7 protein-coding genes are annotated in these 12,517 nt (G+C 69.0%); 3 read left to right on the top strand and 4 right to left on the bottom strand.

Translation table 11 applies throughout. From position 1 onward, the window contains the following. The first annotated feature begins 364 nt into the window (after positions 1-364). The 3 genes from ACFCZF_RS37760 to ACFCZF_RS37750 all read left to right on the top strand — a co-directional run bounded on the left by ACFCZF_RS37760 (position 365) and on the right by ACFCZF_RS37750 (position 5,165). Positions 365-622, top strand: coding sequence for a hypothetical protein (locus tag ACFCZF_RS37760; protein ID WP_337307966.1), 258 nt, complete (start codon positions 365-367; stop codon positions 620-622). A 584-nt stretch (positions 623-1,206) separates the two neighbouring features. Further along, positions 1,207-4,806: a DNA polymerase III subunit alpha gene (gene dnaE / locus ACFCZF_RS37755; RefSeq protein ID WP_376675505.1), complete on the top strand. Its 3,600-nt coding sequence runs from the start codon at positions 1,207-1,209 to the stop codon at positions 4,804-4,806. Further along, positions 4,803-5,165, top strand: a complete 363-nt coding sequence (locus ACFCZF_RS37750) for a DUF6300 family protein (protein ID WP_376675504.1) — start codon at positions 4,803-4,805, stop codon at positions 5,163-5,165. The genes dnaE and ACFCZF_RS37750 overlap by 4 nt, the downstream gene beginning before the upstream one ends. A gap of 16 nt (positions 5,166-5,181) precedes the next feature. Here the strand turns inward: ACFCZF_RS37750 and ACFCZF_RS37745 are convergent, their stop codons facing one another. The 4 genes from ACFCZF_RS37745 to ACFCZF_RS37730 all read right to left on the bottom strand — a co-directional run bounded on the left by ACFCZF_RS37745 (position 5,182) and on the right by ACFCZF_RS37730 (position 12,336). Then, a complete protein-coding gene (locus ACFCZF_RS37745; RefSeq protein ID WP_376675503.1) occupies positions 5,182-9,483 on the bottom strand; it encodes a trypsin-like peptidase domain-containing protein in 4,302 nt (1,433 codons plus the stop codon). An 11-nt stretch (positions 9,484-9,494) separates the two neighbouring features. Then, positions 9,495-9,821 (bottom strand): CU044_2847 family protein, encoded by a 327-nt coding sequence (locus ACFCZF_RS37740; RefSeq protein ID WP_376675502.1) that lies wholly within the window; start codon positions 9,819-9,821, stop codon positions 9,495-9,497. 215 nt (positions 9,822-10,036) lie between these two features. Next, the gene (locus tag ACFCZF_RS37735; RefSeq protein ID WP_376675501.1) at positions 10,037-11,176 is read right to left on the bottom strand and encodes a ParB/RepB/Spo0J family partition protein; all 1,140 of its coding nucleotides are present in this window, start codon (positions 11,174-11,176) and stop codon (positions 10,037-10,039) included. Beyond that, complete coding sequence (locus tag ACFCZF_RS37730; protein WP_376675500.1) at positions 11,173-12,336, bottom strand: ParA family protein; 1,164 nt, start codon at positions 12,334-12,336, stop codon at positions 11,173-11,175. Before ACFCZF_RS37730 ends, ACFCZF_RS37735 begins: the two co-directional genes overlap by 4 nt. Positions 12,337-12,517: the final 181 nt, after the last annotated feature.

Genomic DNA, 12,517 nt, shown 5'->3' with positions numbered 1-12,517 from the left:
AAGACAGGCAAGCCCTCGATCAAGTAGACATGGACGAGGTCAGGACCTGGGGAATTACGTGACGCCGGGCCCGGGGAATTACGTGATCGTTCACACGGTGCCGGTACCAGCAGGGCGGGAGGTCGTTGTGCAGCCCGGTTGGGCCGCAGCCGCTGGACCCAGGTGGGGCGCAGTTCGCACAGGCGGGCCCGGCGTTCGGACGGGGCATGGCCGACCACACTCGGCGGCGCGGCGGCGGCGCTTCGGCCGGTGTCGGCGGCACGGTGGGCCACAGGGAACGCCGGGTGGTCGTCCGGGAAGTGGCGCTCGCGCACTTCCCGGCACCACCTCATCAACGGGGCCGTTGGATGGATAGCCTTCCCGCGTGATCCTGGTCTCTTGGTACATCAACGGCTCTACTGGCCACCGCCTGGCGCCCACCGTCGCGCAGGCCCGCAACGCTGTGTCCGCAGCCCTGGACGCAGAGACTGCAACAGCTGAGGCAGCCGCAGAAGACATACTCGAAGCTCTGGCTCTATGGCTGGCCAGCGACGCACGGATGCTCGTGGACGAGACCGGACTGGCGGCGTTCCGGGCAGACGAGAACGGCCTGGACCTGCTCGTGAGCCTAGCCCTCCTGTAACAACAAGTGTCTTGCTGCGTCCGAGACTGCCCGCCTCGCGCGGCACTGACATCTCTGCTGCGCACGACAGCTTGGAGGGGCGAGCCGTCGCTGGGCCGTGGTTGCCGAAGGTGCGGGGTGGGTCTGCATAACCAGGGCGCCAGTCATGCCAGCGGACCTTTCACTGGTCACGACGAGCGGCGGAATGCAGACTCCGGCAGCACCGACACGAGGGCAGCTACCGGTGCGTCCGCGCCTACTCGTACAGGAAGCGCACCCCTCCAGCGACGGTGACCGCGTCCTCCCGCACCGCTGGGCCCTGCTCCCCGCCCCCGCAGGCACAGCCCCAACCAACAGATCCGCCCTCGCCCGGTCCCCGCGCCTTCAGCAGCCCGTGACCGATCAGTGATCGCGCTCCTGGAGACCCTCACCGGCAGGTCCGGCACGACACGCCGAGCGAGTTTGCCCTCTCCGCGCGATACGACAAGGTCAGCCGCACTGACCCCAGTTGACGCGGCGCGGCGGGCTGCGGAGACCCCCGGATTGATCTTGCTCCCAGGGTTAAGGTGCGGCTTCACGAGACTGCCTTCGGAGGTGCTCGCCTGGTGGCTGACAGCTTTGTTCACCTGCACAATCACACCGAATACTCGATGCTCGACGGCGCTCAGAAGCTGAAGCCGATGTTCGCGGAGGTGGACCGGCAGGGCATGCCGGCCGTCGCCATGAGCGACCACGGCAACATGTTCGGCGCGTACGAGTTCCAGCAGGTGGCCAAGGGCTTCGGCTCGGTCAAGCCGATCATCGGGATCGAGGCGTACGTGGCCCCCTCCTCGCGCCGGAACCGGCGGCAGGAGTTCTGGGGACCCGGTGGCCAGCGGGCCATGTCGGACGACGGCGAGGGGTCGAAGGACGTCAGTGGCGGTGGCCGCTTCACCCACATGACCATGTGGGCGACGGGGGCGCAGGGGCTGCGGAACCTCTTCTACATGTCCACGGAAGCCTCGTACACGGGCCAGTTCCCCGCGGGCAAGCCCCGCATGGACATGGAGCTGATCTCCGAGCACGCCGAGGGCGTCGTGGCGACGACCGGATGCCCGTCCGGCGCCGTCCAGACACGGCTCCGCCTGAACCAGTACGACGAGGCCAGGCAGGTCGCCTCCGCCTACCAGGACATCTTCGGCAGGGAGAACTACTTCCTGGAGCTGATGGATCACGATCTGTCCATCGAGCGGGATGTTCGCGAAGGGCTGCTGCGCCTGGCCAAGGAGCTGGACATCCCTCTTCTGGCCACCAACGACGCGCACTACGTCCACGAGAGCCAGGCCGACGCGCACGACAACCTGCTGTGTATCGGCGTGGGCAAGAACAAGGCCGACGAGAAGCGGTTCCGTTTCAACGGCAGTGGCTACTACCTGAAGTCCGCGGCCGAGATGCGGGCCCTGTTCGCGGAGCTTCCCGAGGCCTGCGACAACACGCTCCTGATCGCCGAGCGGATCGGGTCCTACGACGAGGTCTTCGACAACGTCGACGAGATGCCGCAGTTCCCCGACGTGCCGGAAGGGGAGACGCAGGAGTCCTGGCTGCGCAAGGAGTGCCTGACGGGGCTTGCCATGCGGTACGGCGATCCCGTCCCCGCCGAGGTCCTGGAGCGCTTCGAGACCGAGATGTCGATCATCGGTCCGATGGGGTTCTCCTCGTACTTCCTCGTGGTCGCGGACATCTGCAAGTACGCGCGGGACAACGGCGTGCCCGTCGGCCCCGGCCGTGGGTCGGCCACCGGTTCGATCGTCGCCTACGCGACCCGCATCACCGAGCTGTGCCCCCTGGAGCACGGCCTGCTCTTCGAGCGGTTCCTCAACCCCGAGCGGATCAACCCCCCGGACGTCGACCTCGACTTCGACGACCGTCAGCGCGACAAGATGGTCCGGTACGTCACCGAGAAGTACGGCGACGAGTACACCGCCATGGTGAACACGTTCGGCAAGATCAAGGCCAAGAACGCGATCAAGGACTCGTCACGGATCCTCGGCTACCCCTTCAGCCACGGTGAACGGATCACCAAGGCGCTGCCTCCGGACATCATGGGCAAGTCGATCCCGCTGGACGGGATCTTCGACCCCGCGCACCCGCGCTACGGCGAGGCCGGTGAGATCCGGACGATGTACGAGAACGAGCCGGACGTCAAGACGGTCATCGACACCGCCAAGGGCGTCGAGGGCCTGACCCGCGGCACCGGCGTGCACGCGGCCGCCGTCATCCTGTCCAAGACCAAGCTCACCGACCGCATCCCGCTGCACATGCGTGCCTCGGACGGCGTGAAGATCACCGGCTTCGACTACCCCAGTTGCGAGAACATGGGGCTGGTCAAGATGGACTTCCTGGGCCTGCGGAACCTGGGCGTCATCGACCACGCCATCGAGAACATCCGCGAGAACCGCGGCGTCAAGCTCGCCACCGTCGACCCGGTGGACGGCGACACCGGCACCGTCGTCATCCCTCTCGACGACGAGAAGACCTTCGAGCTCCTGGGCCGCGGCGACACGTTCGGCGTGTTCCAGCTCGACGGCGGCGGCATGCGCGCGCTCCTCAAGCTGATGGAACCGACCCGGTTCGAGGACATCGCCGCCGCCCTCGCCCTGTACCGGCCCGGTCCGATGGCCGCCAACGCGCACACGAACTACGCGCTGCGGCAGAACGGCAAGCAGGAGGCCGACCCGATCCACCCGGAGCTCCAGGAGGTCCTCGACCCCATCCTGGGCTCGACCCACCACCTGCTCATCTTCCAGGAGCAGATCATGGCCATCGCCCGGACCCTGGCCGGCTACACGCTCGGCGGCGCCGACATGCTGCGCCGGGCGATGGGCAAGAAGAAGCCCGAGGTCCTGGCCGCCGAGTGGCAGAAGTTCCACGACGGCATGGCCTCCAACAGCTACTCGGAGGAGGCCATCAAGGCCATCTGGGACGTGATGCTCCCCTTCTCCGGCTACGCCTTCAACAAGTCCCACACCGCCGGCTACGGCCTCGTCTCCTACTGGACCGCGTACCTGAAGGCCAACTACCCGGCCGAGTACATGGCGGCGCTGCTGACGTCCGTCGGCGACGACAAGGACAAGGCCGGCATCTACCTGGCCGACGCCCGCAAGCTCGGCGTCACCGTCCTCGCGCCGGACGTCAACGAGTCCGTCGCGGAGTTCACGGCCGTCGGTGACGACGTGCGCTTCGGCCTGCGCTCCGTGCGCAACGTCGGCGACAACGTCATCGACACGGTCATCACGGCCCGGAAGTCCAAGGGGAAGTTCACCGGCTTCGCCGACTTCCTCGACAAGGCCGACCTGCCGGCCCTCAACAAGCGGGCCGTCGAATCCCTCATCAAGGCCGGCGCGTTCGACTCGCTCGGTCACACCCGCAGGGGACTGTGCGCCGTGCACGAGGCGGCCATCGACGCGGTCGTCCCCCTGAAGAAGGCCGCGGCCTACGGCCAGGACGACCTGTTCGCCGGGCTGGGCGGCGGCACCGACGAGGGCGAGTCCGGTTTCGGCCTCGACATGAGGATCGACGACGGCGAGTGGCCGCGCAAGCAGCTCCTGTCCACCGAGCGCGAGATGCTCGGCATGTACGTCTCCGCGCACCCCCTGGACGGCACCGAGCACATCCTCGCCGCCCACCGGGACACCACCATCCCCGACCTGCTGGCCTCCGGGCGGACCGAGGGCACGGTGCGGCTTTCCGGGCTCATCACCAGCGTCCAGAACAAGGTGACCAAGCAGGGCAACGCCTGGGCGATCGTGAACCTCGCCGACCGCGACGGCACGATCGAGGTCCTCTTCTTCCCCGCGACCTACCAGCTCGTGCTGGGCGCGCTGGTGGAGGACAGCGTGATCTCCGTCCAGGGGCGCATCAACGACCGGGACGGCTCCCTCAGCGTCTTCGGCCAGGAACTACAGGTCCTCGACGTGACGGCCGCCGAGCGCGACGGAGCGGCACCTGTCCAACTGGCCTTCCCCTACCACCGCGTCAACGAACCGATGGTCAGGGAGCTCAAGCGCATCATCGGCGCCCACCCCGGCGAGAACCCCGTCCACCTCTTCGTACGCGGCCCGCGGAAGACCACGGTCTACCTGCTGCAGTCGATGGTGAACGCGGCCACGATCGCCTCCGACATCAAGGGCTCCTTCGGTCAGGACACCTGGCACGGTGTGGCATGACCGACGGTGATGGGATCGCCGTCCGGATCGACGAGGTACCGCCGTGCGCCCGCTGCGGAGGCGCGGCACTGCTCCGTGTCCGGTTCGGTCATTCATGGACGAACACCGCCGGGCGTCCCGTCGAGGGCTTCCGGGAGGCGGACCTGTGCCCGGCCTGCGACAGCGGCGACACGTCGGCGGACGACCTGCTGGCACTCTTCGCGGTTGCCGAGGAGGTTCCCCTCTCGAGTGTCGTCGACTTCGGCGGTCACGTGGCCGCCTGGGTCGAGTCGGTACGACAGCGCAGAGTCGACATGGTCCGTTTGCGAAGTGAGGAACGCGCGGAACACGCTCACCGGCTCCACGGCGAGCCGCCATGACACCGAGCGGTCGCCGTCATGGGCAAATCCGGCGGTACGCGACTCCGTGAGGGACGTACCGGTGCCATTCCTGTTCGGTCAGGGACCGGCCCGCGAGGGTACAGGCCCGGTCCGTGAGGGTGTCGAGGTCGCTGAAGGCGCGGGTGTCCCACAGCCGTACGGTCATATCGGAGCTGCTGGTGACGAGGGTGTTCCCGTCCGGGGAGAAGAAGGCCGAGTTCACGACACCGGTATGGCCGGTGTACAGGGCCAACTGCCGGTGGGTCCCGATGTCCCAGAGGCGTATCGCGCGGTCGTCACCGACCGTTGCCAGGGTCTTCCCGTCCGGGCTGACGGCGGCCGACCAGACGACGCCAGTGTGGCCCGTGAGGGTGGCGATGCGACGGTGGGTGTGCGCGTCCCACAGGACGACCGCGCCGTCCCGGCCACTGCTGACGAGGGTCTTCCCGTCCGGGGTGAAGGAAACCGACTGCGCCATGTCGGTGTGCCCCGTGAGTGTCGCGGTGAGGCGGCGGCGGCCGAGATCCCACAGCCTCAGCTTTCCGTCCCCGCTCGCCATGGCCAGGGTGCTGCCGTCCGGGCTGAAGGCGGCAGAGTGGATACTCTTGTTGACCGCGTCGAGGGTGCCGACGCGACGGTGGGTCCGGATGTCGACCAGGTGCACGGACGAGGACTGGAAGCCGCCGGTCACGAGAGTCCTGCCGTCCGGGCTGAAGGCCGTCCAGCCGGCCCCGGCGTCGAGGGAAGCCAGCTGCTCATGGGTCCGTACGCTCCACAGACGGGTCGTCCCGTCGATGTAACTGCTGGTGGCGAGGGTCCGGCCGTCCGGGCTGAAATTGACGGACTGCACGGGCCTGCGATGGCCGTCGAGCGAGGCGAGGCGGCGGTGGGTGCGCGCGTCCCAGAGCATGACGAGCGGGCTGTCGTGGCTGCTCGCGGCGACGAGACTGCCGTCGGGACTGAACCGTAGCGAGTTCACGTTGCCGCTGTGCCCGGTCAGCCGGCCCAGCGTGCGCCGCGTACGGGCGTCGTACAGGCGGACGGCCCCGGTGTCGTCGCTGACCGCCAGCACCTTCCCGTCCGGGCTGTACACGGCTTCAGGTGCCGTGGTCGCGGCCTTCGGTGCCGGACCGTCCGTGGCGATCGTGACGAGCGGCTGCCCGACCCGCATGTCCCACAGCCGGACCGTGGCGTCCGAGGACCCGCTGGCCAGCATCGCGCCGTCCGGGCTGAACTCGAGTGCGTTCACACCCCCGGTGTGGCCGTTCAGCACGGTCACGGCCGTGTGCTCCTCCACGTCCCACAGCCAGATGGAACGGTCATGGCTTCCACTCGCCAGGATCCGGCCGTCCGGGCTGAACGCCACGTCCCACACGGTGTTGCTGTGTCCTGGGAGCGTGGCCAGTGGGCGGTGCCGGCGTACATCCCACAGGCGCGCCGTGGCGTCACTCGCCCCCGTGGCCAGCGTCTCGCCGTCCGGGCTGAACGCCAGCGACGTCACCTGTCCCGTGTGGCCTTTCAGCGTGGCCGTGCGCCGTCCCTCCCGCACATTCCAGAGCTGAACCTCGGACTGGTCGCCCTTGCCGGCGCGGAAGCCGCCGACGGTGACGGCGAGGGTGGTGCCGTCCGGGCTGAAGGCGAGATGGGAGGGCCCGGCATCCTCGTTGCTGCGATGGACCCGGAGTTCGTCGATCCTCTGATGAGTACGGGCGTCCCAGAGCAGGACCTTTCCCTGACGGCCTCCAGTGGCGATCGTGTCTCCGTCCGGCGTGTAGAGAGCCGGACCTCCCGCACCGGTCAGGACTGCGGTCTGCTTTCGGGTGCGCACGTCCCACAGGCCTGCTTCCCACCCGTCGTGACCGGCGACGACGGTCCTGCCGTCGGGGCTGAACGCCGCTGTGTGCACCTGGCGGCTACCGCCGTCGAGTGCGGCAAGCTGCCGGCGCCCCGCCACGTCCCACAGTCGTGCCGTGCCGTCGTCTCCACTGGTGGCAAGGGTTCGTCCGTCCGGGCTGAAGGCGACCGACTCCACCGTTTCGGTATGCCCCGTCAGGGTGACCTGTACGGGCGAGTACACCGAGGACAGCAGCCGGGCGCGGGTCTCCGGAGTCGGGGAGACGCGCTGCGCGGCCAGGGCAAGACGAACCGCCAGGGCCGGGTCGGCACCGGCCTGCTGCCGACTCTGCTCCGTCAGGCTCCGGCCGGCGGCCAGGGCCCGCTGCTCACTGCTGTCGCGGGCGTTGCGGGTGGCCAGGGACACCGCGACGAGAGCGAGGACGGTGAGCACGGCGAAGCCCGCGAGGATCAAGCGGCGCCGACGGGTGCGACGCTGCTGGACCTGAGCACTGGTCTCGACGAACTCGGCTTCTTCGACGGGTACTTCGGTGGCGCGTGCGCCGATCCACCGCCGCGCCTCCGCGACCTGTTCCCGGCTGAGGACCAGTGCCTTCGGGCGGCCTTGCTCCTGCCACGCCTGCAAGGAACGGCGCAGCCCTTCCTGCCATCCGCGGAACTCCCGGTTCTCCTCGACCCAGCGTTGCAGCTGCGGCCACTTCTCCACCAGTGCCTGGTGCGCGAGCTCAGCGGTGTCCCTCCCCGTCGGACGGCGCGTCACCACGACCAGCCGCGTGCTGGCCAACCGGTGGATCAACGTCCAGTCGCCCTCGGAGAACTCGGTGCGGGCGGCGACCCGGCGGGTGTCCGGGCCGCGCTCCCCCGCGTCCAGCTGCTCGCCGGGACGTACCAGCTGGATGAAGATCCGCTCCAGTGCCTGCCGTTCGGCCCCGTCCGCCCAGGCCCACAGCCTGCTCTCCGCGTCTTTCGCCAGGGCCCCCTCCACGCCGCCGAGCTGCTGGTACGCGGTGGTGGTCAGCCACCCGCGTTCCTGTCGGTGCCACAGTCGGCTCAGGGTGTACTCCAGCATCGGCAGCGCGGCCGGACCGGGCGGGGTGTCCTGCAGGAGTCGCTCGACCAGGCCGTCGGCGAACCGGACCCCCGCGTGCCGCTCCAGCGGACGGGTAATCACCTCCCGCAGCTGCGTCCGCGTCATCGGCTGGACCACCGCCGAGGTGGCGTCCCATGCTGTTCGGAGGTGGGGGAGCTGCTCGATCTGCGAGAGGTAGTCGATCCGGGCGACCACCACGGCCTGGGCGGGACGGCTGCCGTCCGTGCGGCGAGCGGTCAGCACCCCGAGTATGGAGTCCAGCCGGCGTGCGGTGTCGGGCGCGTCCGCGAGCAGCGTTTCGAACTGGTCGGCCACGAGCACCAGGCGGGAGCGTACGCCGTGGCGGGCCAGTGTCTGCTCGACGGCGGCACGGATGCCCTGCTCGTCGGTGAGTTGCCGGGCCAGCGCCGACCAGCGGTCGTGCCAGTCCGACTGCATGGTGTCCGCGTCCCCCGCCGAGGCCAGGGCCCAGGCCAGCAGCTCCTCGGCGGTGAGGCGCAGCCCGAGGGGCAGGCGTGCGATCACGTACCGGTCGCTGTCGAGGTGGCCGAGCAGGCCGGCGCCGACCAGCGAGGACTTGCCGACGCCGGAGGGGCCGAGCACGGGGAGGACGGGTACCTGCTGCTGCTCGAGGAGTTCGATCAGCCGCTGTGTCTCGGTCGTACGGCCGTGGAAGACGGCGCGGTCGCGCTCGGTGAACGACAGCAGTTCGCGGTACGGGCTGTCCGCCAGGAGCCTCCTGCGCAGCTGGGGCCATTCCCGGGTGAGGGACTCCACGGTCAGCGCGTAGCCGGTCCGGCGCCGTTGGTCCCCCTCGACGGCCACGACGACGCCGATGACGCCGCCGTACTCCTCGTCCCACACCGGCGCTCCGCTGAAACCGCCGGCCAGCGGGAACGGTGTCTCCTCGTCGCAGGTCAGCTGCCACCAGCCAGTGCCCTCGCGGCCCTCGACGGTGCCGCGGGTCCAGATTCCGGCGTCCTTGCTGCCGCCCCGTCCCGGATACCTCGGGAACCCGAAGGCCCGCCAGCGGTGCCCGGCCAGGTCGTCCGCCTCCACGATCCGCAGTGGTACGGCACCCGGCGGGGGCTCACCGGTCAGTTGCAGGACGGCGACGTCACCGCTGCTGTCGCCGGCAACCGGCACACTGAAGTGCACGGTGGCCGCGGCCTCGGGCCGTCCGGGCAGCAGCGGGAAGTCGAGGGTGACCGGAAGGAGTTCCGGCAGCGGTTCGTCTTCCGGAAGGCCCGCGGTGGAGGCGACGACGTGGGCGCACGTGAGCAGCAACCCGTCGGGGATCAGGAACGCCACTCCGACCGGACGGCCCTCGTGCAGCACACGGGCCGTCCCGCGCTCCCACGCGATGCCCGGCACGGCCGCCGGTGTCACGTACCGCCCTCGGTCCGGCCCCACTCCAGTTCCAGCTTGATGTGTGCCTCCCCGGATCCCTTCGCCACGACAAGACCCGCCTCAGCTGTCACTCGCAGTCCGAATTCCGCACGGACGTGGTCGGGGCTGCGTGGCAGATCCGCCAGCCGCTCCAGCATGGTCGCGGCCACCCGCTGCACCCGTGCCATGCCCGACTCGAACGTGTCGGCGGACGTCTCGAAGAGCTCTTCGCCGCGGCTGGCCCGGATCACCCCGGAACCCTGCTCGTCGGACAGCTCGACGACGAAGACCTCGCCGTCCTCGAAAGGGACACTCAGGTACACGCGGCTACCCTTCTGCTGGGCCTGGCAAGTCACCTGTGGGCCCAGTGAGTTGTGCGGATCATCCCGGCCCGACATGGTACTGCGGCCTCCGGCAGTGGCTCCGCTCTTCGGTGTACTGCCGGTACCGACTTCGCCGCCGCTTCACGACAACGAACACGGCCCTGATCGCCGTCACGGAGGAAGGCGAACAGGGCCGTGGGGCGACTGGTGGTCCGTTACCGGGCTCCCAGCTCGGCCAGGAGAGTCTTGTACGCATCCGGATGCTGCTCCCGCAGGACGTCCATCCACACCCGGGCGCCTTGGACGAAGGTCTCGGCATCCATCTTCTGATGAAGATGGCGAACGCAGTAGAAGGCGTCGTCGTAGGGGAGCCGCTTCGGCTGCTTCGGCTGCACCGCCTCCGCGTTCGCCGTCCGAGGCTCGCCCATGACGCTGGTACGCGGCTCCGGAATGGACTCGGGAACCTGCTCGCGCTCGTCGGGCGCTGCCACGGCGCCGGGCCGAAGCGCAGGAGCCGGCGCAGGAGCCGGTGGAGTGGCCGGTGAAGTCGCCGGGTCGGCGGACGCCTCCGGGATTATCACGCCGTGATAATCGGCGGGGCCGGCTGAGCGCTCGACGGCCTCCCGCGGCTGGGCCTCGGCCTTGATCCTGGCCGCTTCCGCCCGTTCATCCGCTTTGGCCCTCTGCTCCTCGGCGGACAGCCTTCCGAGGTTGCGGACGTGCTCCACCTTCCGCACCCCGGTCACCAGATCCTTCTGGAGCTCGGGAGTGAGCTTCAGAAGGGACAGCTTGCTGGAGATCGTGTTCTGCGGGATGCCCAGCCGCTTGGCCGCCCTGGTCTGGGAACCGTAGTAGTCGACCAGGGTCTTGAGGGCGTGGGCCTCCTCCAGATCCGTCATGTCGTCGCGGTGGTAGTTCGCGACGAACGCGGCCTCGAGGAGCGCTTCGTCAGTGGCGACTCGTCCGTTGTCGACGCGGACGGGGATGGTGGCCAGGCCGACGCGGCGAGCGGCCTCGAGACGCCGGTGGCCGTCGACGACGATGTACTGCGCTCCGTCGTCGAGGTCGCCGGCGCGGTCCGGCCGGTTGCGCAGGTAGGCATCGACCATGGCAACGGCGATGGGGATGATGATGCCGACCTCGCGGACGCTCTGTACCGTCTCGTCGAGGTTGCGCAGGTGGTTGCGAGGGTTGTCGGGGTTGTCGCTGATGCGGGTGACCGGCAGCTCCGTGATGGCCGCCGTGGTCGACTCCTCTCCAGCGATGGTCTGGTCGATGAGGTTGCGTCGGGAGGACCGGGCGCCGCGGGCTGCGCCGAACGCGGGTGCCGATCCCAGGGTGTCGGCCTTGCTCACCGGGTGGCTCCCCTCGCTACCTGTCGCATCGCTTCCGCCTGATCACTCCGTGGCGCGTAACTCAGCAGCGGCATCCGTTTGCGGACCGCTTCCCGCTGCTCCTTCAGGTCGCCGATGACGGCGAGGACCTTCGGGTCGCCGAGCGACTTCCAGTTGTCCAGGGAGGAGGTGGCCACGTAACCGCGGCGGGAGTCATACAGGTTGACGACCAGGCCGAGGTAGTCGATATCGAGGGAGAGGTCGTCGCAGAGGTCTCCGATCTGCTGGGCGAGCATGCCGTAGGCGGTGGCGGAGGAGTCCTCGGCGAGTACGGGGATGACGACCCCGGAGCCACCGGCGGCTTCGCCACGGCGTCGGCGTCCGTAGTAGAGGGCGGCGTCCATGGCGATGCCCAGGCTGGGCGGACAGTCGACGATGATCACGTCGTAGTCGGCCTCCAGTGGGCGCAGGGCCAGCTCCAGCGCGGCCTCCTTCTGGAAACCGCGCTTCTGCATCGCCACGACGGCGATCTTCGCGTCGAGGAGGAACCCGTCGAAGCAGGCGGGCAGTACGTGCAGGCGCTTCTCGAACCGCGGATCCTCTATCACCACGACGAGATCGCGCAGATCTCCTCCGCCGTCGCCGCACATGTGCGAGACCAGGCTGTCGTGGTCGGGTTCGATCTGGGGGACTCCGAGCTGTTCGCTGAGGTGCCCCTGCGGGTCGAAGTCGACGATGAGGACGCGTTTGCCCGCCTCGGCGTAGGCCTCGCCGATACCGGCGGAGATGGCGGTCTTGCCGACCCCGCCCTTCTGGTTGCCGACGATCTTCCGCTCGGGCTCGGTCCCGCGGGCGCCCTGCTGGGGGGAGGGGTTGGCGTCGAGCCAGCCGCGGATCGACTGCGCGAGGCCCTGGGTGTAGGAGACGCCGCGATCGGTGCAGGTCTCCTTGAAGTGCTCGTACAGCCCGGTCGGAAGCCACGTGGAGAACGACCTGGCGCCGGCGGTGTCCACCTCGGCTCCGCCGCTCGTGCTGTCCCGCCAGTCGTTGATGGCCGCCTCGACGGCGTCCTGAATGTCCAGGCTGAGTTCGGCGGCGCGGACCTTGAGTGCTTGCTGGAGCGCCGAGGGCAGCTTGGACGCTACCTTTTCCCGGTCTCCGTCGGGGTAGGGGGAAGCCATGACGTCAGCATACTGACTTCTGTTGGCGTGATGACAACCGCTTTGCAAGTTCTGACGTGCTTTCACCCAATGAGCGTCCAACCGGTCTTCGGCCTGGGCTGTCTGTCGGCCCGTCCTGCCCTTTCTGAGCCACTGCCGTTGCCCAATCGCCGAAGCCGTTCTCCACCACCCCGCCGACAGC

Source organism: Streptomyces sp. NPDC056296 (assembly GCF_042268605.1).
Classification (GTDB): Bacteria; Actinomycetota; Actinomycetes; order Streptomycetales; family Streptomycetaceae; genus Streptomyces.
Note: the sequence above shows the minus strand (reverse complement) of the source record. Positions and strands in the feature narration are given on the sequence as shown.

Excerpts from the sequence above, each read along its gene's own strand:
- ACFCZF_RS37730 (WP_376675500.1), bottom strand. The coding sequence starts at position 12,336 with ATGGCTTCCCCCTACCCCGACGGAGACCGGGAAAAGGTAGCGTCCAAG.
- ACFCZF_RS37750 (WP_376675504.1), top strand. The coding sequence starts at position 4,803 with ATGACCGACGGTGATGGGATCGCCGTCCGGATCGACGAGGTACCGCCG.